This window comes from Pseudarthrobacter sp. fls2-241-R2A-127, from assembly GCF_030209355.1.
GTDB lineage: Bacteria > Actinomycetota > Actinomycetes > Actinomycetales > Micrococcaceae > Arthrobacter.
The window spans coordinates 12289-33549 of the sequence record NZ_JARVSF010000048.1; the positions used below are offsets into that span (position 1 = coordinate 12289).

At 64.7% G+C, this 21261-nt stretch carries 23 protein-coding genes and 2 pseudogenes; 12 read left to right on the top strand and 13 right to left on the bottom strand.

The annotated features are described in order from the left end of the window. Nucleotides 1–26: 26 nt before the first annotated feature. Both QRN53_RS20865 and QRN53_RS20870 read right to left on the bottom strand, forming a co-directional pair. Nucleotides 27–1205 carry a serine hydrolase domain-containing protein gene (locus tag QRN53_RS20865; RefSeq protein ID WP_285245722.1) on the bottom strand — a complete coding sequence of 393 codons (1179 nt, stop codon included), beginning with the start codon at nucleotides 1203–1205 and terminating at the stop codon, nucleotides 27–29. After that, nucleotides 1202–2503: an MFS transporter gene (locus QRN53_RS20870; protein ID WP_285245723.1), complete on the bottom strand. Its 1302-nt coding sequence runs from the start codon at nucleotides 2501–2503 to the stop codon at nucleotides 1202–1204. The genes QRN53_RS20865 and QRN53_RS20870 overlap by 4 nt, the downstream gene beginning before the upstream one ends. A 187-nt stretch (nucleotides 2504–2690) precedes the next feature. On the opposite strand from QRN53_RS20870, the gene QRN53_RS20875 reads away from it, so the two are divergent. Further along, nucleotides 2691–3302 (top strand): TetR/AcrR family transcriptional regulator, encoded by a 612-nt coding sequence (locus QRN53_RS20875; protein ID WP_285245724.1) that lies wholly within the window; start codon nucleotides 2691–2693, stop codon nucleotides 3300–3302. 35 nt (nucleotides 3303–3337) lie between these two features. Here QRN53_RS20875 and QRN53_RS20880 read toward each other — a convergent pair whose 3' ends face one another. After that, nucleotides 3338–3940, bottom strand: coding sequence for a TetR/AcrR family transcriptional regulator (locus tag QRN53_RS20880; protein ID WP_285245725.1), 603 nt, complete (start codon nucleotides 3938–3940; stop codon nucleotides 3338–3340). A gap of 72 nt (nucleotides 3941–4012) precedes the next feature. Here QRN53_RS20880 and QRN53_RS20885 point away from each other — a divergent pair, with 72 nt between their 5' ends. Next, on the top strand, nucleotides 4013–5434 hold the full coding sequence (locus tag QRN53_RS20885; protein ID WP_285245726.1) for an alpha/beta hydrolase: 1422 nt from the start codon (nucleotides 4013–4015) through the stop codon (nucleotides 5432–5434). 106 nt (nucleotides 5435–5540) lie between these two features. Here the strand turns inward: QRN53_RS20885 and QRN53_RS20890 are convergent, their stop codons facing one another. After that, nucleotides 5541–5876 carry a hypothetical protein gene (locus QRN53_RS20890; protein WP_285245727.1) on the bottom strand — a complete coding sequence of 112 codons (336 nt, stop codon included), beginning with the start codon at nucleotides 5874–5876 and terminating at the stop codon, nucleotides 5541–5543. Between the two features lie 689 nt (nucleotides 5877–6565). Between QRN53_RS20890 and QRN53_RS20895 the strand changes: the two genes are divergently transcribed. The 6 genes from QRN53_RS20895 to QRN53_RS20920 all read left to right on the top strand — a co-directional run bounded on the left by QRN53_RS20895 (nucleotide 6566) and on the right by QRN53_RS20920 (nucleotide 8664). After that, entirely contained in the window at nucleotides 6566–6862 is a 297-nt protein-coding gene (locus QRN53_RS20895) for a glutaredoxin family protein (RefSeq protein ID WP_285245728.1), read from the top strand. Continuing rightward, on the top strand, nucleotides 6859–7167 hold the full coding sequence (locus QRN53_RS20900; protein WP_285245729.1) for a hypothetical protein: 309 nt from the start codon (nucleotides 6859–6861) through the stop codon (nucleotides 7165–7167). The genes QRN53_RS20895 and QRN53_RS20900 overlap by 4 nt, the downstream gene beginning before the upstream one ends. A 79-nt stretch (nucleotides 7168–7246) precedes the next feature. Further along, nucleotides 7247–7864, top strand: coding sequence for a single-stranded DNA-binding protein (gene ssb, locus QRN53_RS20905; RefSeq protein ID WP_285245730.1), 618 nt, complete (start codon nucleotides 7247–7249; stop codon nucleotides 7862–7864). Nucleotides 7865–7947: 83 nt separating this feature from the next. Next, complete coding sequence (locus QRN53_RS20910) at nucleotides 7948–8097, top strand: hypothetical protein (protein ID WP_285245731.1); 150 nt, start codon at nucleotides 7948–7950, stop codon at nucleotides 8095–8097. A gap of 7 nt (nucleotides 8098–8104) precedes the next feature. Further along, the gene (locus tag QRN53_RS20915; protein WP_285245732.1) at nucleotides 8105–8371 is read left to right on the top strand and encodes a ParB family protein; all 267 of its coding nucleotides are present in this window, start codon (nucleotides 8105–8107) and stop codon (nucleotides 8369–8371) included. A 2-nt stretch (nucleotides 8372–8373) separates the two neighbouring features. Beyond that, on the top strand, nucleotides 8374–8664 hold the full coding sequence (locus tag QRN53_RS20920; RefSeq protein WP_285245733.1) for a helix-turn-helix domain-containing protein: 291 nt from the start codon (nucleotides 8374–8376) through the stop codon (nucleotides 8662–8664). Between the two features lie 73 nt (nucleotides 8665–8737). On the opposite strand, the gene QRN53_RS20925 is transcribed toward QRN53_RS20920, so the two are convergent. Further along, nucleotides 8738–9097 (bottom strand): hypothetical protein, encoded by a 360-nt coding sequence (locus QRN53_RS20925; protein WP_285245744.1) that lies wholly within the window; start codon nucleotides 9095–9097, stop codon nucleotides 8738–8740. Nucleotides 9098–9620: 523 nt separating this feature from the next. Here QRN53_RS20925 and QRN53_RS20930 point away from each other — a divergent pair. Continuing rightward, nucleotides 9621–10217, top strand: a complete 597-nt coding sequence (locus QRN53_RS20930) for a DNA-binding protein (RefSeq protein WP_285245734.1) — start codon at nucleotides 9621–9623, stop codon at nucleotides 10215–10217. Between the two features lie 105 nt (nucleotides 10218–10322). Here QRN53_RS20930 and QRN53_RS20935 read toward each other — a convergent pair whose 3' ends face one another. The 7 genes and pseudogenes from QRN53_RS20935 to QRN53_RS20965 all read right to left on the bottom strand — a co-directional run bounded on the left by QRN53_RS20935 (nucleotide 10323) and on the right by QRN53_RS20965 (nucleotide 15932). Next, complete coding sequence (locus QRN53_RS20935; protein WP_285245735.1) at nucleotides 10323–11132, bottom strand: hypothetical protein; 810 nt, start codon at nucleotides 11130–11132, stop codon at nucleotides 10323–10325. Further along, on the bottom strand, nucleotides 11129–11509 hold the full coding sequence (locus tag QRN53_RS20940) for a hypothetical protein (protein WP_237429514.1): 381 nt from the start codon (nucleotides 11507–11509) through the stop codon (nucleotides 11129–11131). Before QRN53_RS20940 ends, QRN53_RS20935 begins: the two co-directional genes overlap by 4 nt. Before the next feature lie 213 nt (nucleotides 11510–11722). Next, entirely contained in the window at nucleotides 11723–12046 is a 324-nt protein-coding gene (locus QRN53_RS20945) for a tudor domain-containing protein (RefSeq protein ID WP_285245736.1), read from the bottom strand. A 336-nt stretch (nucleotides 12047–12382) separates the two neighbouring features. Continuing rightward, complete coding sequence (locus QRN53_RS20950; protein WP_285245737.1) at nucleotides 12383–12712, bottom strand: histone-like nucleoid-structuring protein Lsr2; 330 nt, start codon at nucleotides 12710–12712, stop codon at nucleotides 12383–12385. Between the two features lie 530 nt (nucleotides 12713–13242). Continuing rightward, nucleotides 13243–13680 (bottom strand): annotated as a pseudogene (locus QRN53_RS20955) (IS630 family transposase); the annotation flags it as partial. A gap of 211 nt (nucleotides 13681–13891) precedes the next feature. Continuing rightward, the gene (locus QRN53_RS20960) at nucleotides 13892–15151 is read right to left on the bottom strand and encodes a DUF3500 domain-containing protein (protein ID WP_285245738.1); all 1260 of its coding nucleotides are present in this window, start codon (nucleotides 15149–15151) and stop codon (nucleotides 13892–13894) included. Between the two features lie 31 nt (nucleotides 15152–15182). Continuing rightward, nucleotides 15183–15932, bottom strand: coding sequence for a FadR/GntR family transcriptional regulator (locus QRN53_RS20965; RefSeq protein WP_285245739.1), 750 nt, complete (start codon nucleotides 15930–15932; stop codon nucleotides 15183–15185). Between the two features lie 76 nt (nucleotides 15933–16008). Between QRN53_RS20965 and QRN53_RS20970 the strand changes: the two genes are divergently transcribed. Genes QRN53_RS20970 through QRN53_RS20980 form a run of 3 tightly spaced genes read left to right on the top strand, consistent with a single transcriptional unit; the run spans nucleotide 16009 to nucleotide 19668 of the window. Continuing rightward, nucleotides 16009–16887, top strand: coding sequence for a fumarylacetoacetate hydrolase family protein (locus QRN53_RS20970; RefSeq protein ID WP_285245740.1), 879 nt, complete (start codon nucleotides 16009–16011; stop codon nucleotides 16885–16887). A gap of 46 nt (nucleotides 16888–16933) precedes the next feature. Continuing rightward, nucleotides 16934–18148 (top strand): CaiB/BaiF CoA transferase family protein, encoded by a 1215-nt coding sequence (locus tag QRN53_RS20975; RefSeq protein WP_285245741.1) that lies wholly within the window; start codon nucleotides 16934–16936, stop codon nucleotides 18146–18148. 2 nt (nucleotides 18149–18150) lie between these two features. After that, nucleotides 18151–19668: a carboxyl transferase domain-containing protein gene (locus QRN53_RS20980; RefSeq protein ID WP_285245742.1), complete on the top strand. Its 1518-nt coding sequence runs from the start codon at nucleotides 18151–18153 to the stop codon at nucleotides 19666–19668. A gap of 254 nt (nucleotides 19669–19922) precedes the next feature. Here QRN53_RS20980 and pyk read toward each other — a convergent pair. After that, nucleotides 19923–21261 (bottom strand): annotated as a pseudogene (gene pyk / locus QRN53_RS20985) (pyruvate kinase); the annotation flags it as partial.

Consider the following 21261-nt stretch of genomic DNA (forward strand, 5'->3'; position numbering starts at 1 on the left):
GTCTTCTCCTTCGAAGAGGTGGGGTGTCAAAGACTGCCGCGCAGTGCGCGGCAGAGGGCTTCGGCGCGGTCGTCGGGGTAGCCGCCGGGGCGGATGGTGGCGTATCCGAGGGAGACGCCGGATTCGGGGTGTGCGAAGCCGAGCTGGCCTCCGGCTCCGTCGTGGCCGAAGCTGCCGGGGCCGGCCATGCCTCGGGGGATGGAGTCGAGCATGAATCCTGTGCCCCAGCGCAGACCCGCGTCGGGGCCGAAGAACGGTGCGCCGACCGATTGGGGGAGGCGGGCGTCGCGGGTGGTGGCGGGCTGGAGAAGGCGGATCCCGTCGACCTCGCCGATGGTCGCGGCGTAGAGGCGGGCGATGTCGTGGGCGGTGCCGACGATGTTCGCGGCGGTGTTCTCGAAGCCGAGGAGGTCGGGGGTGTTCGCGGAGGCGAAGAGGTTGAGGCCGTCGATGGCTCCGTTCATCCCCATGACGCGCGCCAGCATGTCCAGGTTCGGGCTCTTCCACGGCGGTACGGCAGTGTCGGGGAGTGGCTGCTCCTGCAGCGCGAAGTTCGAGTCGGTGTCGGGGTCGGTCCCGAAAGTGAGTCCGAGGCCGAGCGGGCCGGCGATGTGCTGGTGGAGCCACTCCGCGGGGCGCAGTCCGGTGGTGCGGCGGAGGACTTCGCCGGTGAGCCAGCCGAAGGTGAGCGCGTGGTACGAGTGCGCGGTTCCAGGCGCCCAGAGCGGGTTCTGCCGGGCGAGGGCTTCGGTGACCGGATGCCACGCGCGTAGGTCCTCCACGGTGAGGGGCTCATCGGGGGCGATGAGTCCGGCGCGGTGCGCGAGGAGCTGGCGGACGGTCAGTGCGCTTTTGCCGCGGTCGGCGAACTCTGGCCAGTAGGTGGCGACGGGTTCGTCGAGGGCGAGATGGCCGGCTTCGACGGCCATGAGCAGGCAGATGGTGGTGACACCTTTGCTGACGGAGAAGAGGATGCTGCGGGTGTCGGCCGTCCACGATCCATGGCGGAAGGCGCCGGCGTGGAGGTCGACGACGGGGACGCCGTGGAGGTAGACGGTGCAGGCGGCGCCGGTGTCGCCGCGTTCGGTGAAGTTCTGCGTGAACGCGTCGGCGACGCGCTGGAATCCGGGCTCGACGTGTCCGTAGATGGTGGGGGCGGGAGCGGTCATGGGTGGTGTGGAGGCTTTCTGGGTGGAGGTGGTCATGATGCCGAGGACGCGGTGGCGGCGGCGAGGTCGATGCTCTCGGTCTCGTGGTGGAACTCGTTGATGAGGCGTCCGCTGCGCACCCCCCACCAGCCGACGGCGATCCCGGCGGCGGCGAGTGCGGAGAGGGCGATCAGGAAGCCGTTGATCGAGTTCGTGAGAAGGACCGGCACAGGGGCCAGGAGTAGTGCAGGCACCAGGCGGGCGATGGCGAAGATGAGGCCTTGTCCGGTGGAGCGGAGCATGGTCGGGAACGCTTCGTTCACCCAGACGCGGAAGATGGGCTCTCCGCAGAAGACGGTGCCCATGCCGGACACGAGCACAGTGGTAACGAGCGTGGCCAGGTTCATCCCGAGGACGACGGGAATGAGGTACGCCGCGACGTACAGGATTCCTCCGAGGATGAAGAAGGTGAGGCGGAAACGGGTGTCGACCACCCGCATGAAGATGACCTGCACGATGATTGCGAGCGGCACGAGGAACAGCACGAACACGGAGAATTCGGACACGGGCGTGCCGGTGAAGTTCGCTCCGATGTAGGCCGCGTAGGAGCCGAACAGCGTGATCGGGATGCTCACCAGCGTGAAGAAGCCGACGAGGATGAGGAACGGGAAGCGCAGCGGAGGCGTGATCAGGTCCCGCAGCTTCGAGCGGTCAGCGCGCACGGTGTGCACGCCCTGTGTCTGTTCCAGGCGGGCAGCGCGCCAGCTGGTGGACTCAGGGATCGTGAGCCGCAGCGCGAGCACGATGATCGCGACGACGGCGATGAGGCCGAAGATGGCCTGCGCGGCGAAGATCCCGGTCCCGCCGGTGAGGGTGGCGACGAGGACGACGGCTCCGATGCCAACTCCGGCGAGGAGGTTGGACATCACGAGGATCTTGCCGCGGTTCTGATCTGTCGCCGCTTCGGCGATGGTCGCGAGGGAGACGGGGATGTCGGCGCCGATCGCTACGCCGAGAACACCCAGACCCAGCAGCAGCAGCGGGAACGCGGTGGCGAAGATCGGGACCGATGCCCCGAGGGCGATGAAGATCATCGTGACCACGAACACCCGCCGTCTCCCGAACCGGTCGCCGAGGCGACCGCCGATCAGAGCGCCGACCGCCACTCCGAAGGTGAGGGCGCTGGTGAGCACCCCGATCTGCCCGGGGGTGAGCCCGATCGTCTGCTGGAGGATCACCAACGCGAAACCGATACCGTTCAGGGCTGCTCCATCGACGAAGGACGCCATGCCGGCCACGGTCCCCACCCACCAGGCGTTGACCGGGCGAGGGGGTGCCGGAATCGCTTCTGTCATGACCTTCTCCTTCGAAGACGTCGAGGCGTGGCCTCGTCGTGGGTGCCGGCGAACCCGGCTGCAACTGACAGTAGACCAACATTGTCCAGTCTGGCAAGCATTCACGGTGGTAAATATTCGGTTTGGCAAAAGTTTGTGCGAGGATGAGGTGTCGGGCGGGGTTCCCGCGGATCGAAGGAGAGCCGAGATGACGGTGGAGACGACGGAGCAGCCGGCGTCGGTGAAGCGGCGCGGGCGCTACGCGAACGGTCTGCAGCGGCGAGACGAATTCATCGACCGTGCGTTCGAGATATTCGCGACGCACGGTTTCCAGCGGCTGTCGTTGCGGAAGATCGCGGAGGAGCTCGGGGTCAGCCACGCCGCCCTCAGCTACCACTTCCCCTCGAAGGAGGATCTGCTGCAGGCAGTCTTCGATCGCCAGGCGGAGCGGGACCGGCCCCTATTGGAGCAGTCGCTCGCCGAGCGGGGCTTGCTGGCAGCACTCCCGGAGCTCGTGCGACAGAACGAAGATTTCCCGGGGCTGGTCCAGCTCGACGCCACCATGCAGGCGGAGGCGATTCGCAAGGACCATCCGGGGCACGAGTTCACCCACCGCCGGATCGACCTGTTCAATGCCGACGTTCGCCGGGAGCTCGAGCGCGAGCAGGAGAAGGGTCGTCTGCGCACAGATCTCGACCTCGACCTCACCGCGCGTCAACTCACCGCCATGGCGCGAGGGCTCCAGATGCAGTGGCTCTACGACCCCACGGTCGACGTTGCCGCGCACCTCGACGGGTTCCTGGCGTTCCTGCGAGCCTGAGCACGCGATCGCCGCGAGGGCGGCGCGACCTGCCGTCAGTTTGAAGAACGGCTGCTTCGCCTGACCGCGTCGACAGCGCCTGCCAGGGCATCGTGAATGAGTGCCAGGGTCTCCTCGTTCTCGCGGTCGGATCCGACGAGCAGCTCCACGCGCACGACGATCCCTGCCACGATGCCCAGGGTGATCTGCACCCCCGGGTGATCGGGCGGGAGCCCGAGGTCCTCCGCGATCGCGTCCGCCGCGATGGCGAGCAGGGGAGGAAGATCCTCCGGTCCGGATCCCTGCAGCACCGGATTCCGCTCGAGCATCGCGGCTCTCAGCCGCCACTCCTCCTCGGGAACGAAGGCCGGTTCTTCGCGAAGCCACTGAACGACACGATCGACGACCGACGCGCCCTCGTCGCGTGAGCGCAACGCGAGGATCAGGCGATCAGCCGCCGCGGACGAGGATGCCGTGGCGATGTGCAGCTTCGTCGGGAAGTACGCCGACACGGACCGGGCCGACACCTCCGCCTCCTCGGCGATCTGCGCCACCGTCGTCGCGTCATAGCCCTGCTCGGCGAACAGCCGCATGCCGGCGAGGAGAACAGCACGGTACCGGCGCTCCTTCGAGCGCTCTCGAAGCGAAGTCGCAGCCATACAGCAACCTTACCTTGTCTGCATTTCTGCATTGAGATGTATAATTGCAGTAAACCGCAACTTGGAGGACTTATGGTCGACCCCACCCGAATTGAACGCCCCCGATGGACCCGCTGGGCGCTGCTCGTCGTCGGCCTCTGCGTGCTACTCATCGCCTGGGCCGAGCCGTTCTTCGTGCGGTACCCTCCGGCGGGTTCCTTCCTGCTCGTAGGCGTGCTCGCCGCAGGTGTGGCCTGGCGCCGCCCGCACGGCAGTAAGGCGGCATGGGTGACGATCCTCTCGGTGATCATCAGCGCCGGCGCGCAGCTCGCGTGGCTCGTGACCGCCTGGTACCCCGCGTGGGCGCTGGCCCTGGGGTTCGCACTGGTGGTCGCCTTCTCCTGCTTCGCCGGTTTTTGGGAGCTGAGCAGGACGCGTCGCCGCGCCCTCACCCAGGACCGTAGTACTCCGTCGGCTCGATCCCTCCTCAGCATCCTGCGGAGCGTTGTGAACAGCGTCCTCGTCGTCATCGCCGCGGTGACCTCCGCTGTCGTTCTCCTGGTCGCCGCGGCCCCCGCGGCGGTGGCCATCCCGATCCAAGCCGCCGCCGGTCAGACACCGTCGTTCCAGCCCCGAGGACCCGAAGGAGCTGTCAGCGTGACAGCGAACGGAGACGGGCTCACGAGCGACGTCCGATACGGCGACGAGTACCCCAGCAGCTATCTCGACGTCTACATCGCCGATGACGACGCATCGGTCACCCGACCCACCTACATCTACATCCACGGTGGCGGCTGGATCGGCGGGACCAAATCCGACGGCGATCCCAACGCACCCGGTGGCGGTTTCGCCGTCACCACAGACCCCGTCCTCGACGGGGGATTCAACTTCGTCAGCCTCGACTACGGCCTCGCCCCGACCGTCGAGTACCCCACGCAGGTGAAACAGATCTCGCAGGCAGTCGCCTTCCTCCAGCAGAACGCCCAGCAGTACGGCCTCGACATGTCCGACGTCGTCATTGCAGGAGGAAGCGCCGGCGGACAGCTCGCCGGCCAATTCGCCAACATCCAGACCAACCCGACCTACGCCGCGCAGATCGGAGTGCAACCGGTCATCGATGACGCTCTGCGAGCAGTCGTGCTCGACAGTCCTGCGCTCGAGCTGGAGAAGACAGGCGAGACGCAGACGCCGCAACCGGTGAAGGACCTCATCTTCGGACTGTCTGCGCGCAGCTACGTCGGCACCTCCGTGGCTCTGAATGAGGAAGCATCCGTCACCAACCACGTCACCGTAGACTTCCCTGCCACCTTCATCGCAGACGGCAACACCGGAACGTTCCCGGATCAGGCCGAGAACCTCCACGAGCGCCTCGACCAGCTCAGAGTGACGAACGCCGTCGACGTCCCGCCGGCGAGCTCGGTGATCCTGGGCCACGGCTACATGGCGATGCCGGGCACATGGACTGACACCTACAACGAGAAGAAGCTCGCGTTCTTGTCAGCACTCGGCCTTTGACCACTCACCCTGCACCGCAGTGCCTCCGAACGCGCCCTTGCGGGAAGCCTGGTCCGATGACCAGGGGCGTCCCGTATGGGGATCGACCAACGGAAATCCTCGGTCTTTAGATCTGGAAGGTCACCTGGGCGTTGGCAGAGGAAAGCGTCAGCGGGGAGGTGAGATCGAGGCCTGCGTCCAAGGAATAAGAGAAGTCGACGAGCCCTAGGAACAGTACTGAAGCCGAACTACTCTGGACCGTCGGCGCTAAGGCGCCGTGATTGTCCGAGAGCGTTAGCCCTTCGCCAGCGATTGCCGGGAAGACTGCACTTGCGTGATGTCTTCCCGGGATCATCTCCGTCGATCGCACGCGAATAAGAATGTGGGTGTCAGTCATCTCCAGGGTCTGCACGGTGAAATCGATCCCGCTTTGACTTAGAACCTTCGGCATGCTGGCGAACATGCTCGAATCCTACGTCTATGCCCGGCCAATGTTCGATCGCAGCCGCAGGACGGCGTGTGAGGATCCGTAAGTGGACACGTGGTGCTCTTGCCCAATTGGGCCGAATTAATAAGCAAGACATAAACCTGGCGACGGGAAACACCGAGCTTCATAGCTGCTTCGTCAGCGGCAGCAATCCCCGTGACGCGACGCGTCGCCAGCGCACCCATCACCGCGGCACGACTCTTGGCCTGTTCCCATGCAGCGTCCGACATAGTCAGCTGCCCATCCGCGAATGCGGTCTGGATCAGCTTCCATTACTGCCTCCCTTTGGGAACAGGAGTACCGAACAGAAGCACCTTAGTGCAGGGATAAGCCGACCAGCCATAGGTCAGAAGTCATATGCGCAGATCCGCAACCGTGTGGCTATCTGTGCAATCAGCTTCTGACAGCGGCGGATTGAGTCCTCTGACAGGGGCATGTGAAGAGCACTTCTGACATCTGTGCAGTCAGCTTCTGAAATCGACAATCATCATCCGTAGCCGTGGTTCCGAACTCGAGGGATCATACGTTTATGAAGAAAAATATCCCTAAAAATCCCTAGATTTAGAGGCGAAACTGCTGTTCATTCAGTTGAATGATTGCTAGAATTGAAGTAGCAAGTCAGCCAGACGAACGAAACTCTTTTGATACGAAACCAGGTGCTGAAAATGACTGCAACACCGGCCGCTTACACGGTCTACAGCAAGCCCGACTGCCCGAACTGTGAGAAGACGAAGGACTACTTCGACTCCAAGGGCATCACCTACACGGCCGTGGACATCACCGAAGTCCCGTCGGCGCTGGAGTACATCACCGCCGAACTCGGCTACTCCCAGGCGCCCGTCGTGGTGAACAACACCGACGACCATGACCACTGGTCCGGCCTGCGCCGCGACAAACTCGTCCAAGCCCACCTGAACCGCACCCACCTGAACCGCACCCACCAGAAAGAGGCCATCGTATGAGCATCAGCCCCGACACCATCACCGGCATATTCGACCGCCACGACGTCCAGGACGAGCACCGACAGGATCGGGAACTGCTCGGCGCCGCATACGCCCTGGCCTTCCTGGAGGACCCCGATGGGGGAGCGGAGGAACGCTTCTACGACGCGTACACCACGCTGCCCGGTGACAGCCCGGAGGACCTGCCCTACCAGTTGCCGACGCGGGAGATGCTCACCGGGATTTACGGGGCCCGCATCCTCAACCGCAGCCTCGCCCTGGAAATGGAAGACCTCGAGGCAGGGCACGAACCAACCCACTCCTGATGAACCCGAACCGGGGGCGAGCCCCCGGTTCGGCCGCAGTACCCCGCCATACGAAACCAGCAGAAAAGGATACGAAACCATGTCAGGCGAAACCACTCTCACCGTGATCGGCAACCTCACCAACGACCCCGAACTCCGCTACACCCCGGCCGGCTCGGCGGTCGCAAACTTCACCATCGCGTCCACTCTCAGAACCTTCGATTCCCAGAGCAGCCAGTGGAAGGACGGGGAGACGCTGTTCCTTCGCTCCACCCTCTGGCGGGAGGCGGCGGAGAATGTCGCTTCTTCCCTGACGAAGGGCAGCCGTGTGGTCGCCACGGGCTGGCTCAAGCCCCGCACCTATGAGACGAAGGCGGGGGAGAAGCGCACTGTCATCGAATTTGAGATCGACGAGATCGGGTTGTCCCTCAGGTACACGTCGGCAACAGCCACTGGAGACCGGAAGCGCCCTTCGGGTCAGGAAGCACCACCGGCCGAGGAAGCAGCGGTTCCCGGGGAAGCGGCGCTGCAGGACGAAGCGCCAGCGGAGGGTGAGGCCCCGCGCATTGGGTGGCGGGACCGGCTCAAAGCCCAGCAGGAAGGTGATGCCGCAGCAGCAGCCGACGGCGGCTATGCCGATGATGATCCCTGGTTCGGCAAGAACGCCACGGGCGCGGGCTACGCCCAGCCGGGGCGCACAGCAGAACCAACGTTCTAAGAGCAGTGTTCCTGTAGGGGCCAGCGGATACGCTGGCCCCTACAGGCTTACCCATTTACCGGACCATGAGCACAAGGGACACGATGACGCACGCAGATGACCTCGACCACTGCAACGGCAGCCACCAGCGCTGCGATGTCCGCTTCGACGAGGCCGGCTTCGTGACCCTCCGCCGGCGGTTTTTGGAGGGCCTGCATCCCTCGCCGGCCCGGCACACCGCCTGGGACGGGTAACTGTTTGATGGCCAGGGAGAAGAAGATTCCCGCGTTTACTCCGTACTTCATGGAGGACCAGGCGGGGCAGGTCCGGGCTGCGTTTAAGGCTGCGGGTTTGGAGGAAGGGGACGCGAGCGTTTCGGACTTCATCGTGCGGGCGACAATGCGTGAGGTAAAGCGTCTGCAGCGAAAGTACAACGGCGGCAAGGCGTGGCCTCCGGTGAAGGCCGGCGAACTTCGCCGGGGACAGAGAACGATGGCTGAACTGCAGCACCGAAACGAGGAAGCATAACCGTGGCTAAACGGACCGGGGAAGTAAGTACGAGCAGCACGCCGGTGGCCGCCGCGTTTTCCAGGATGCTGACGTTGGACCAGGTCGAGGAAGTCCTGAACCTTGGCAAACCGTTGGTCTATGCGCTGGTTCGCAGTGGCGAGTTGCGGGCGGCGCAGTTCGGCGGCCGCGGTGTTTGGAGGGTCCGGGAAGATGGCCTGGCCGCGTACATCGACGCGGCGTACGCGAAGACGGCGGAGCGTATCGCCGCCGGTCAGATCAGTGAAGGCGACGAAGGCGACGCTGAGGACTGACATAGAACCCACAAGCACCGAAGGCCGACACCCGCATGGGTGCCGGCCTTCGACGTTTTCGAGGTACGTCGTGTCAACGAGGCGTGGATTGAAGGGGCTGCTGTTCGCCGGTGGGTGAGGCCGCTTCCTGGTTGGTGCCCTGGTCGGTTCCCTGTTCGGGACCTGCGGAGCGCTTTGCTGTCCGACGACGCTTTACCGCGGACGGTTCAAGGCCAAGCTTCTTCAATTCGTCTGCGCTCCATCCGTCCCTGGTGGCTTGCACGTAGGCGCGTTTGTCGTCGCGTTCGGCGGCGACAAGTTGGTCCCGAAGCTCGGTGATCCTCTGGCGGCTCCGCACGAGGGCGGTGACGGATTCGATGCGGGAGTCCAGCAGCGCGCGGGCTTGGTTTCGTGTCTGTTCAATGTCGAGGTTCGCCCGCCGCCGACGGTACAACCAGCTGGCCAGGGTTTGCTCCGTGGAGGATTTCGCATGGGCTGCCGGAAGACGCCCTTCCACCCGGAAGAACGAGACCAGATCGTGCATCCGTTGCAAAGCCGTCTCGGACGGGACCTTAAGCGGCACGGCCGCGGCATGCTCGCCGCGAAGACCAGGATCTGCCTTCGCCGCAACCTGCAGGTGATAGCGGACAGTAGTCACCGCAGCACCGCAGACGCCAGCAATCTTCGACGGCTCAATGCCCCGCCGGTACATCTGCACCCATTCCCAGTACGGAGCAGAGCGCCGCGCATGCTGAACCGCATCCTGAGCCACCGGTCACCCCCCAACGTTCTGCCCTTCAAAGGAGCCTAGGACAAAATCATCCGGGGCCACACCAGACCCCCACCGACTCACTGGGGGCATCTCTGCGGGACCGCCGGGTGAGCCCCGTAGGGCGGGAAAACGGCGTAGGGATTGCGCGACAGTAGTAGTAGGAGTAGTTTTGATACTACTCCTACTACTAGCCAAGGGATTTCGAATGGGCTCGACCGCTAAAGAGCGGGTTTTTGCTGCCGCTGAGCAGATCAGCGCCGAGCGGCGGCCGACGGTGTCCACGGTCCGGGCTGCGGCGGGCGTTAGCAACGCAGACGCTACTCGTTACCTGAAGGAATGGGCCGAAGAGAAGCAGTCTGCGGGGGGCCAGGTCGCGGCGACCCCGCCGGCCATCCTCGAGCAGGCGGCACGTCTGGCCGGGGCTGTCTGGGCGGAAGCGTCCTCCCTTGCGAACGAGCACCATGCCGCGGAGGCCGAGCTCTGGGCCCGGGAGAAAAAGGAGTTGAATGAAGAGCTCGCCGAGCTTGTTGCAGACCTCGACAAAGTGACGGCTGAAAAGGAGTCCGTTGTCACCGAACTGACGGCCAAAATCGAGGAGCTGGAACGCCGGCTCACTACCAATATCGAGCAGCTCGAACGGGCCCGGTCAGCCGCCCAGGAAGCTATGGCGGAAGCTGCGGCCGCAGCAACCCGTACGGCCGCCGCACAGGGCCGCGCGGACGCGCTCCAGGAAGCCCACGAGGCGCTGCTGCAGCGAATCACCCCCGAGCAGCCTCAAAGTGCCGAAGAACCCGAGGCTTGATCCATTAGTCGGAGCCCGGCTTTGCCAACGGCCGGCAGTCCCGCCGCCGGAGGGTGGTGCGGGCGCCCGTCGGCCCCGGTGACGGGAAGCGTTCGTTCGCTGATGTCAGGGGCGGGCGCCGAGGACCGGTAGGCCGTACAGTTCGGCTGTGCGGTGGAATTCAGGGTCAGGTCCGACATTTTCAGAGGTCAGCTGCAGCAGCCCGTTACGGCTGGGGGAGAGGCCTTCGTCAGCCCGCCGGTCCCAGTAGGCCCAACACCTTCCAGTCAGTGTCTTTGACGGGTAACTGATGCCCAGTGGTTCTGAGCCGTCGTCCAGCACGGTGCCGCGGATGACGTGGGAGAGCAGGGTTGTCAGATCACGGTCGTCACCGGTGAGGGAACCGGCTGTGAGAAGCTGCAGTCGTTCGGTCAGCCCCGCGGTGGTTGGTGTGAGGACTTCAAGGGCGCGGAGGGTAGCCGCGTCGTCAATCTGAACCCACCATCCCTGACCGGGGAGCCGGATCTCGTATATCGAACGGTCCATTTGCCAGTCGACAGAGATGGCCCAGGGGACATCCACCCCGTTCTCCTCGGCCTGCGCCCTGACACTGGTGATGTAGTCCTCCACCGTCCACCCGATGGATTCAGCGGCCTTGGCCACCGACGCGCGCTGCTGCCGGAAACCGAGCAATACCTCGGCGTAGGCGCACTGACGGGAGTCCGCGAGATAGACCGTCGAGCCGATGCTGTCGTAGCGGCCCCGGGAATCGCCGCCTGGGACTGTTCCGATCGGCAGCGGGCCAACGATGGAATTCTTCCTGACCGACAACGCGCCGTAACGGTCCTTGGCCACCCTGAACGAAATCTCCCCGGCAGCCCTAATAAGAGTGAGCCCCGTCAAGTCGCACCGGCGCACCTTGGCGGTCGTGATCATGCGGCGAAAGTGTCATTCACGAACGCTTCGGCGGCTCCCAAAACCTCACGGGAACGCAGTTGCTGGATGTAAAGGACGGGAAGTTCCTCGTCCAGGCGCGGGTTGGCCCCCATCAGCCAGGCCAACGCAACATGCTTGCCCTCGGCAAGCTCAAGCGTCTTCCAGACACGGTGCCCGAGGCGCAGCCGGGATTCGACCTCCGGGCGGGGCTCCGGGCCGTCAGGCTTCGCCCAACGAAACGGAGACGTGCGGTCCTTTACACCGGCCATCGTCTGGACGACCGTCGTACCGAGATTCTCGTTAAGTTCGCGCACAAGGTCATGGATGTTCATCCGGGTCGTACCCAAATGAATGTCATGCCGGGTCGTTGCTTCCATGCCTCCATTGTCCCCGCACTGCAAGGCTAAAGCAACTGAAAAGCAACAAGAATGCAGGGGTCCGCTACCCGTCGGGCCCGTCAGGTCCAGGAGTTGGCCGGCCGGACGCCGAAAGGGCTCCTGGCGGGCAGGACACCGTAGGCCGCGATCCCGGGCATGGAGGATCTTCATCCTGCTGGGCAACCGCCCACGCGTGAGTGCATTATCCGGCTCTCAGGAGGCTGGTGAGGCCGACGCAGGACGCAGTTCCTCATGGCTGCGCCACGCCTGCTCTCCGTCGCCGTACTCCACGGTCCATTCATCGACGCCGACCCGCTCGACGATGACGGCAGGGTCCCACCCTGAATTGTCGGGCCGCAAAACCTCTACCGCCGTCTCGTCCGGGAAAGGGTTGTGGACGCCTAAGTACTCCCGGACGGTCTCATCGATGGGAGTCGTCCCACCGCCCGGGGCTGCATTGACCCACTGTTCCAACGGATCGGTGCTCGCCCACTGCGCTGCCAGTCCTGCTACGTAGTTGTCCCCGCTGCCGCTCATGACAACCCGCCTCCTAGTAATGGTGCTGCCCGATCATCTCTGTACCTTGCCCATGCCCACCCTGGCCCAGCCGGTATCCCTGACATGTGGAGCTGCCAGGAAACTGGACTCACCGCACGCAGGTTTGCTTGCCCACGTTGCCGCCACGCGTCCGGGTGTATGGGCTTCATGCCGTAAGTATTGCAGCGAGCGACGACATGGGGGACTGCGCAAGGGGTTGCTGCCTATTGAGGTCCTGCCCGCGCCCATAGGCCGGTTCTACAAACCGCAGGAGCTATTAAAATAATCAGGACCGGAACCACCTATAGATTCCGGTCCTAATCTGTTTTTCTGCTTCTAATGAGCGGCTTCGTACTTCTCAACGACTTCCGCTTGGATACGACCCCGCGTATTCACCTGGATGCCATTCTCAACCGCCCACATCCGCACCGCTCTAGCATCCGGCCCGCCCTGCGAGGACTTCGTCCGGGCCGCCGAACGCCCACGACCCCCGGATACCCTGCGTCCAGCGTTGGTAAAACGGCTCAGGGCACCACGCAGTTCGTTCGCGTGACCTTCGTTCAAATCAATCACGTATTCACTGCCGTCGAGGGCGAAAGAAATCGTTTCGCTAGCTTCGGAGCCATCAATATCATCTTCCAGAACCACGACTGTCTTTTTTGCCATAAAACAAGGTTAACAGCGGGCTGAACGATCGGATGGGCCACTCGAGCAGGCAATTATTGGCCTAATAGAAGGAGCCAACCTGGACGACCGCTAACACTCAAGTTAGCTGGGACAATACGGAGCCAGGGTACGCGCAGGTGGCGGGCTTGCCGCTGCCCCGCAGGTCACCCATGATTGACCACGAAGTGAAGCGTATACCGGCTGTCCCGGAACAACACTGATCCTGGGGAGGAGGATTACCCTGACGCAAAAACCCGAAGAAGGCGACTCTCAACAGAACTCAGGCCGCGGGACTGATGACGAGGTCATTGCCGAAGCCCTGCAGTTGCTGGCCGACTTCGACAACACGCCCCTGCCGCACATGACCCCGCTGTTCTACCAGCACGGGTACGAAGAGTTACGAATGATCACCCGGGACCTGCTCCAAATCCTGGGGCATGACCCCGACGCTCAGAAGTCCCGATGAATGTCGGCGTCGAATCAGAAAAGTCCAAAGCACTTTGGACAATTTCGGGTGCTAGTGGTCTGTCTCAGTTTTGTTTGATGGTTTCGAGGGCGACGCGGCCGCGGGCGACTTTTTTGAGGATTGAGTCTGCGGTTGCGGTCCAGACCAGGGGTTTGGGTTCGGTGTTGTTGGCGGCGAGGTAGTCCTCGATTTTGGTGATCAGGTCCGGGACGGAATGGAACGCTCCGCGGCGCAGGGCCTTGTCGGTGAGTTCCGGGAACCAGCGTTCGACCAGGTTCAGCCACGAGGACGAAGTGGGGGTGAAGTGCAGTTGGAACCGGGGATTTTTCGCCAGCCAGGCCTTCACGTCCGGGTGCTTGTGGGTGGCGTAGTTGTCCAGGATCAGGTGGACATCCAGGCCCCGCGGGACTTCCTTATTGATGGTCTTGAGGAACACCAGGAACTCCTCGTGGCGGTGCTTGGGCAGGCAGGAACCGATGACTTTTCCGGTCGCGACATCCAGCTGACATCGTGCCGGTGCCCGTCCGGGGCACTCCACAACCGTGTGAACAATTGCCGTGCTCCCGCGGGATCCGTGCAGGTGGCTGCAGGAAACTGGACGTGGCTGCTTCCCAGCAAGTCCACCACGGCGTCGACGTCCTTGCGGTCTGCGATGGCGACGTACGTGTGCAGGAGATTCGCGATCTGGTGTCTGGCCTCGGCGGCCTGGATGCTCATCGGGCAAGCTCTGAATGTGCTGCCTGCCATTGACGGACCCAGGACCGGCCGTAGTCGTTGCCGTGCGGGGTCCGCAGCACGGTGTGGACGTGGAACTGCTTGGGCGTACGGTAATCGAGGAAAACACCGCAGTGATGGTCCAGCTCGGCAATGATAACGGGGGACTGGATCCGGTAGTAGAAGACATCGCCGGGCTCGTGCCCGCCGATCCAGGAGAACCAGGTCTCATCCAGATGCTCCCGGATTTCGCGCATCCGTGCCGCGCGGGGGCCTTCCGGGAGGGGAAGGACGAATTTTTCGACGATCGAAAGGGCGATGTGTTGTGCCTCGGCGGGCATGTCTGAAACCCGGATTCCTTCAAAGGGGATGACCCGGTTGTCCTGGAAGGCGCCGGCAAGGTGCCTTTCGTCCCCCGGATGCACCCGCCCTTCCGGCATGGCCGGGTCGACCATCTGCTGGTAGACCGTCGCAGCGGATCGTTGTTCGGCGGGCAGTGCGGCCATGAGGTTGGTGCCAAGCTGGATCCTGTCCCCGAAAGCGGCAGTACCGGCGTGCGGGCCCTCGTCGATCTCGTTGGGCTCGGCTCCGAAAAAGACCGGGCTGAGGGACATGCGTCCTTCCACGACAAGGCAGTTGACGGCGCAGTGGTGCCCGTACAGTTGCCACCCCCACGGGGCGCTCTGATGCGGCGTCCCGTACAGGGCGAAGTTGTAGCTGAACTCGTTCAGGATACTTTCGAGTCCCACGACCTCTCCCAGGAAGCCGTTGATCAGCATCATGCCGTGTGCGAGCTCGTAACCTTCAGGGCTTAGCGATGCTTTCACGAGCGCCAGTGCTTTTTCACGGATGTCCCGGGGTTGGAACTCAAGTCTGAGGCCGGTATCGAACTGCATGAATTCGGGATTGGCCCAGGTCTGCCACTCCACGGCGTCCACCGGGTACGTGAGCTTTTCCCGGTCGTCGGCGGAAACCGCAGCCAGCAGAGCCTCGGCTGCCTCGGCCATGGCGGCCGCCGGAGCCTCCTCGCCCGGCAACGCCGGCGCAAATGGGTAGAGACCTTCCCGCAGGGTCCCATCCTCGGTGACTCCACGGAATTCGTTCAGGTAGAGAGGTGTCCAGCCTTTAACCAGCTCACCGGTGAAGGTCCCTTCCTTTCGGGCCTCCTGGCGGTAGGCGTAGGCATCGCGGCCCTTCACGTCTTCAATGCGGGGATGGCCTTGCGGGAAAAGATACTGGCGGAACTCTGCTGTGCTCATGGGCGCACTCCTTCGTGCTCGGTAATTCGGGTCAGTTGTTGTGCTTGGTGACGGCTTGCCTGACAGTGGTGATGTCGCCACTGGCGATCGCTTCCACGAGTTCGGCGTGAACCCGCAGGCGCTCAGTCCTGTAGGCCGCCGCTGCCGCCTCGTCCTCATCGACGCGTGATGAAGCTGACGAAGACAGGTGCCCGAGCGTTCCGGTATAGACGGCCCGGGCCATTGCGTTCGGGCAGATTGCGGCGATCCTCTCGTGCAGGGCCCAGTTCGCCCGCATAAATCCGTCCCAGTCCGTGGACGCTTCCATATTGGCCACGAGAAGACGCAGCTCGGAGATATCCTCGTCGGTGCGGCATCGGGCAGCCCCGACGTCAATGAGTTCCTCGAGGTGGTCCCGCAGTTCAATGGCATCCATGACGGCCGAGGGCTGCTCCCCGACAGTAAGGAGCGTGTGCCGCAGCCGGACCACAGGGCTGGGCTCGGCGACGAAGAGCCCGCCGGTTCGGCCTGGACGGATCTCCAATATCCCCCGCTCACGCAGGAGCCGGACCGCCTCGCTGACCGTCGCGCGGGCATAACCGGTCTCTTCCCGCAACGAAGGCAAGGTGCCCACGAGGGCGCCCGGCTCAAGACCCTGGGCACGGATCCGCTCTTCCAGGGCAGCAGCGAGATGATCCGCCCGCGAACGCGGCGCGGCGAGATTCAACCCTGACGCCTGAGCCATCTGCGGTGTCCCGGAATCCTGTACGGCGGCCTGTACGGCACCGGATGTCTGTGTCATGCTCTTATTGAAGCACAAAAGGTGCGAACGTTTTAGCTCTTTTCGACATGGTTGTCGGAACGTGAAGGGGAGTCCCATGAAGATCGTTGGTATCCGTCGCAATGCTGGTCCCGTGGAAGTCGCCGCACTGTCCGAGGACGGGCAGAGCGTCTCCGTGCTGGCCGGGCTTGAGCAGTTCTGGGCCGCGCCGGCCCAGCACCTTGCTTCTGCTGCGTCCGGGGAAACCCTGCCGTCACCCGGTGTCGAGTTCGTCCCGCCGGTTCTGCCGGGCGCCCGGGTGATCTGCATCGGGCTGAATTACCTCAAACACGTCGCCGAGGGCTCCTTCAAAGACCAGGAACTGCCCGAACACCCGACCCTGTTCGCGCGGTGGACGCAGTCCCTCACGGTGGATGGGGCTGCGGTACCCGTCCCGTCCGGGGAGGATGGGCTGGACTGGGAAGGCGAGATCGTCGCCTGGGTCGGTGAAACCCTCGTTGACGTCTCCCCGGAGGAAGCGCTGGAAGCCGTGGTCGGCTATTCCGTTTTCAACGACCTCACCGCCCGGCGCGCTCAAAAGCTCACCTCACAGTGGATCCTGGGCAAGAACGCTGACCTGTCTGGTCCGGTCGGACCCATGGTTCCCGCCGGTGAGGTCGGTGACCTGCGCGACGGCCTGCGGGTTCAGACCCGTGTGAACGGTGAGACCGTGCAGGACGGGAACACCACCGAGATGGTCTACACCGTGGGTGAAACCTTGGCGCACATCTCCAAAACCTTCACCGTTCGCCCCGGTGACCTGCTCGCCACCGGGACCCCCTCCGGTGTGGGCTATGCACGCACCCCCCAGTGGCTCCTGCAGCCAGGGGACACCGTTGAAGTCGAGGTTGAGAAAATCGGCACACTCCGCAACTCCATCGTTGGCAACGACGCCCGCCATGCGGCGGCCCGAGAGATTCAGGCGGCACTGGGGTGATGGTCCACCGGCCCTCCATCGGGCTCGTCGGTAAAGGCGCTGCGGCATGAACAGAAGTGACAGCCCACAAGGCCCCCTGGCCGGCCACCTTGTGGTTGACCTGAGCCGGGCCCTGGCCGGACCACACGCAGGCATGATGCTGGCGGACCTCGGCGCACGCGTGATCAAGGTCGAGAACCCCGGCATGGGTGATGACACCCGCGGCTGGGGCCCGCCCTTCGTCGGTCCCGAGGACGACCTCCAGTCCACCTACTTCATGTCCTGCAACCGCAACAAGGAATCCATCAGCCTGGACCTGAAAAGCAGCGACGGGCAGGCTGTACTGCGCGGGCTCCTGGAGCGGGCCGACGTAGTCATCGAGAACTTCCGGCCCGGCGTCATGGACCGGCTGGGCTTCTCCACCGCGGCGATGCACGAGCTCAACCCGCGGCTGGTGATCCTGTCCATTACCGGTTTTGGCCATGACGGGCCCGAGTCCCAGCGCAGCGGCTACGACCAGATCCTGCAGGGCGAAGCCGGGCTGATGTCCCTCACAGGATCAGGCCCGGATGACCCCCAGCGCGTCGGCGTCCCGATCGCCGACCTGCTCTCCGGCATGAACGGTGCCTTCGGCGTGCTGGCAGCGCTGGTGGAGCGGAACCGTACCGGGCAGGGGCAGGTGGTGCGGACCTCGTTGCTGGCGTCGCTGATTGGTGTTCACGCCTTCCAGGGCACCCGCACCACCGTTGCGGGCGAAGTTCCGCAGGCGCAGGGCAACCACCACCCGTCCATCGCCCCCTACGGTCTGTTCAACTGCAAGGACGGGAGTGTGCAGATCAGCGTTGGCAGCGAGAAGCTGTGGGCCTCGTTCGCTGCGGCCTTCGGGCTGGACCCGACGGCGCCGAGCTTTGCCAGCAACGCCGAAAGGGTGCGCAACCGCGCGGGGGTGATTGCCGCCGTCGAACGCGCCTTCGCCGGCTATGGCGCGGCGGAACTACTGGAAAAGCTGAACGACGCCGGGATCCCGGCAGGGAAGGTCCGCTCGCTGGACGAGGTGTACGCCTGGGAGCAGGTGGCGTCCCAGCGCCTCGTGGTGGATGTGGACCATCCGCTGCTGGGAAAGGTGAGCCTGCCCGGCCCTCCGCTGCGGTTCTTCGCGCCGGGTGACGCTGCCGAAACCACGGTCAGGGACCATGACGCGCCGCCGCTGCTGGATGAGGACGGGCCGGCCATTAGGGAGTGGCTCGGCCTGCCTTCCCCCGCGGCGGCGGCGGCCAAGTAGCGATGCCGACGATGGAAAAGGTGCGGCACTTGAAAGCCACCGAACTGCTGGACGCCGTGGTGGATGCCGGCTCGTTCGTCTCCTGGGACACCGAGCCGCAGCAGCCTGTGCTGTCCGAAGAATATGCCCGTGACGTGGCCAAGGCGCGCGAACGCAGCGGCGCCGACGAGTCGGTGATTACCGGTGCAGGCCTCATCCGCGGCAAGCGGGTGGCCGTGATCGTCAGCGAATTCTCCTTCCTGGCCGGGTCGATCGGCCACGCCGCGGCCCAAAGGATCGTGGCCGCCGTCGAACGCGCCACCGCGGAAGGGCTGCCGCTGCTGGCCGGACCCGCCTCCGGGGGAACCCGCATGCAGGAGGGGACGCTCGCGTTCCTGTCCATGGTGAAGATCACCGGCGCCGTTCGGGCGCACCGCCAGGCCGGCTTTCCCTACCTGGTCTACCTGCGGCACCCCACCACTGGCGGCGTCATGGCCTCCTGGGGGTCTCTGGGGCACATCAACGTGGCCGAGCCCGCCGCGCTGCTCGGATTCCTGGGCCCGCGGGTGTACGAAGCGCTGTACGGCGAGGCGTTCCCGGAGAACGTGCAGGTGGCCGAGAACCTCTTCAACAAGGGATTGATCGACGGCGTCGTGGAACCGGGTGAGCTGGCCGACCTGGTGGGCCGGGCCCTGGACATCCTGGCGCCGGAGAATTCGATGGCTGAAGGGCCGCTGTCGGCTCCACCCGAAACCCTGAACGTCCGGCCCTCAACGGTGGACGCCTGGACGTCCATCGGGATTTCCCGCCGGCCGCGGCGGCCGGACCTGCGCCAGCTGCTGAAATTCGGCGCCACGGACGCCCTGCCCTTGAACGGGACGGGGCAGGGGGAGAAGGATCCCGGGCTGCTGCTGGCACTGGCGCGCTTTGGCACGCAGTCCTGCATCGTCCTGGGCCATGCCCGCCCGCTGCGGAAGGACGCCGCCGGCATGGGGCCGGGTTCACTGCGGGAGGCGCGCCGCGGCATGAAGCTGGCGGAAGAGCTGCGGCTGCCGCTGCTCACCGTCATCGACACCGCCGGCGCCGCGTTGTCGCAGGAGGCGGAGGAGGGTGGGCTTGCCGGGGAAATTGCGCGCTCCCTCCATGAGCTGATCGGCCTGGAATCGCCGTCGGTCTCCGTGCTGCTTGGCCAGGGCGCCGGCGGAGGCGCCCTGGCACTGCTGCCGGCGGACAGGACCATCGCGGCCCAGCACAGCTGGCTCTCGCCGCTGCCTCCGGAGGGTGCAAGCGCCATTGTGCACCGGACCACCGCGTTTGCCCCCGCCATGGCGCAGGCGCAGGGGGTGAACGTGGCCGCGCTGTATGCGAACGGCCTCGTGGACCACATCGTGGACGAGCGCGCGGATGCTTCCCTGGAACCGCGGGAGTTCTGTACCCGGATGGCCCGTGCCATCGAGTACGAGCTGGCCTCGGTTGCCGTCGTGCCGGTCTCCCAGCTCGTGGCGTCACGGGCACGTAAGTACCGGAACCTCGGCAGCTAAAACCGTGGCCGTCCGCCGGGCGCCGTCCTTCACCGCGTCCGCCGTGGATACTGCAGTCATCAGCGCCGCCGTCCCAGTGGCCGCTTGTCCCCACTTGCAGCCGGCAAACCGCGGACGGCATCAGGTCGGGGGTGTGCCCTAATCCCGGGTGGCGTCGGCTTTTTTAGATCACAGAGTCCGGCCCGGAGTAAGCATGAGTCCGTGCGCGCCCTCCTGCACCACCACCCGGTGCGGATGGGGGAGCCCATTAATTATTAGGCCTTTTTCTTCTTTTCGGGCCAGGGGCCGAGCTTTTCCTTGTTGCTGCTGACTTCACCGGCGCGGGTGGAGTCGGCCAGGTCGCCTACCTTGTGCACCTTCAGGGAGTTGGTGGACCGGCCTTTCCGGGAGGGGAACCGGCGGCGATGACCACCAGGTCACCGTCCTCGACGAGGCCCATCGCCATGAGGCTGCGGTCCACCTGCGCGGTCATGGCGTCAGTGTGGTCCACCATCTGCACCAGCACCGGCTGGATGCCCCAGGTCAGCGCCATCTGGTTCCAGACCTGCTCCACCGGGGTGAATGCGAAGACCGGCTTGATGGGACGCAGGCGGGACAGCCGGCGGGCGGAGTCACCGGACTGGGTGAACGCACAGATGTACTTGGCGTCCAGCTGGTCGGCGATGTCGACGGCGGCACGCGTTATGGCGCCACCGCCGGTCCTGGGCTTGGTACCCAGCGGGGGGACGCGCTCCAGGCCGTGAACCTCGGTGGATTCGATGATCCGCGCCATGGTCTTGACAGTCTCGATCGGGTACTTGCCCACGCTGGTCTCACCCGACAGCATCACGGCGTCAGCACCATCAAGCACAGCGTTGGCACAGTCGGATGCCTTTGCACGGGTCGGGCGCGGGTTATCGATCATGGACTCGAGGACCTGGGTGGCCACGATGACCGGCTTGGCCCACCGGCGGGCCAGTTCGATGGCGCGCTTCTGCACGATCGGCACTTCCTCCAGCGGAAGCTCCACGCCGAGGTCGCCACGGGCCACCATGATGGCATCGAACGCGTCGATGATCTCGGGCAGCTGCTCAACGGCCTGCGGCTTTTCGATCTTGGCGATCACCGGCACGCGGCGGCCTTCCTCGTCCATGATCTCGTGCACGCGCCGGATGTCGGAGCCATCGCGCACGAAGGACAAGGCCACCAGGTCAACACCGCGCCGCATCGCCCAGCGGAGGTCGTCCTCATCCTTCTCGCTCAGCGCGGGGACGTTGACCGCCACACCCGGAAGGTTGATGCCCTTGTTGTTGGACACCATGCCGCCCACGGTCACCTCGGCGACCACCTTGACGTTGTCAACCTCGATGGCACGCAGGGCCACCTTGCCGTCGTCGATCAACAGCGCATCCCCCACGTTGACGTCCTCGGTGAGGCCCTTCAGCGTAGTGGAGCAGATGTCCTGGGTGCCCGGAACGTCCTCGGTGGTGATAGTGAAAATGTCACCCACGGCCAAGGGGTGCGGACCGTCAACGAACCGGCCCAGGCGGATCTTCGGTCCCTGCAGGTCAGCCATGATGGCCACAGCCCTGGTCAGCTCGGCTGCTGCCTTCC

What these genes read in the sequence shown, in the direction of transcription:
- QRN53_RS20865 (WP_285245722.1), bottom strand. Translation starts at nt 1,205, where the DNA reads ATGACCACCTCCACCCAGAAAGCCTCCACACCACCCATGACCGCTCCC.
- QRN53_RS20870 (WP_285245723.1), bottom strand. Translation starts at nt 2,503, where the DNA reads ATGACAGAAGCGATTCCGGCACCCCCTCGCCCGGTCAACGCCTGGTGG.
- QRN53_RS20875 (WP_285245724.1), top strand. Translation starts at nt 2,691, where the DNA reads ATGACGGTGGAGACGACGGAGCAGCCGGCGTCGGTGAAGCGGCGCGGG.
- QRN53_RS20880 (WP_285245725.1), bottom strand. Translation starts at nt 3,940, where the DNA reads ATGGCTGCGACTTCGCTTCGAGAGCGCTCGAAGGAGCGCCGGTACCGT.
- QRN53_RS20885 (WP_285245726.1), top strand. Translation starts at nt 4,013, where the DNA reads ATGGTCGACCCCACCCGAATTGAACGCCCCCGATGGACCCGCTGGGCG.
- QRN53_RS20890 (WP_285245727.1), bottom strand. Translation starts at nt 5,876, where the DNA reads ATGTTCGCCAGCATGCCGAAGGTTCTAAGTCAAAGCGGGATCGATTTC.
- QRN53_RS20895 (WP_285245728.1), top strand. Translation starts at nt 6,566, where the DNA reads ATGACTGCAACACCGGCCGCTTACACGGTCTACAGCAAGCCCGACTGC.
- QRN53_RS20900 (WP_285245729.1), top strand. Translation starts at nt 6,859, where the DNA reads ATGAGCATCAGCCCCGACACCATCACCGGCATATTCGACCGCCACGAC.
- ssb (WP_285245730.1), top strand. Translation starts at nt 7,247, where the DNA reads ATGTCAGGCGAAACCACTCTCACCGTGATCGGCAACCTCACCAACGAC.
- QRN53_RS20910 (WP_285245731.1), top strand. Translation starts at nt 7,948, where the DNA reads ATGACGCACGCAGATGACCTCGACCACTGCAACGGCAGCCACCAGCGC.
- QRN53_RS20915 (WP_285245732.1), top strand. Translation starts at nt 8,105, where the DNA reads ATGGCCAGGGAGAAGAAGATTCCCGCGTTTACTCCGTACTTCATGGAG.
- QRN53_RS20930 (WP_285245734.1), top strand. Translation starts at nt 9,621, where the DNA reads ATGGGCTCGACCGCTAAAGAGCGGGTTTTTGCTGCCGCTGAGCAGATC.
- QRN53_RS20935 (WP_285245735.1), bottom strand. Translation starts at nt 11,132, where the DNA reads ATGATCACGACCGCCAAGGTGCGCCGGTGCGACTTGACGGGGCTCACT.
- QRN53_RS20940 (WP_237429514.1), bottom strand. Translation starts at nt 11,509, where the DNA reads ATGGAAGCAACGACCCGGCATGACATTCATTTGGGTACGACCCGGATG.
- QRN53_RS20945 (WP_285245736.1), bottom strand. Translation starts at nt 12,046, where the DNA reads ATGAGCGGCAGCGGGGACAACTACGTAGCAGGACTGGCAGCGCAGTGG.
- QRN53_RS20950 (WP_285245737.1), bottom strand. Translation starts at nt 12,712, where the DNA reads ATGGCAAAAAAGACAGTCGTGGTTCTGGAAGATGATATTGATGGCTCC.
- QRN53_RS20960 (WP_285245738.1), bottom strand. Translation starts at nt 15,151, where the DNA reads ATGAGCACAGCAGAGTTCCGCCAGTATCTTTTCCCGCAAGGCCATCCC.
- QRN53_RS20965 (WP_285245739.1), bottom strand. Translation starts at nt 15,932, where the DNA reads ATGACACAGACATCCGGTGCCGTACAGGCCGCCGTACAGGATTCCGGG.
- QRN53_RS20970 (WP_285245740.1), top strand. Translation starts at nt 16,009, where the DNA reads ATGAAGATCGTTGGTATCCGTCGCAATGCTGGTCCCGTGGAAGTCGCC.
- QRN53_RS20975 (WP_285245741.1), top strand. Translation starts at nt 16,934, where the DNA reads ATGAACAGAAGTGACAGCCCACAAGGCCCCCTGGCCGGCCACCTTGTG.
- QRN53_RS20980 (WP_285245742.1), top strand. Translation starts at nt 18,151, where the DNA reads ATGCCGACGATGGAAAAGGTGCGGCACTTGAAAGCCACCGAACTGCTG.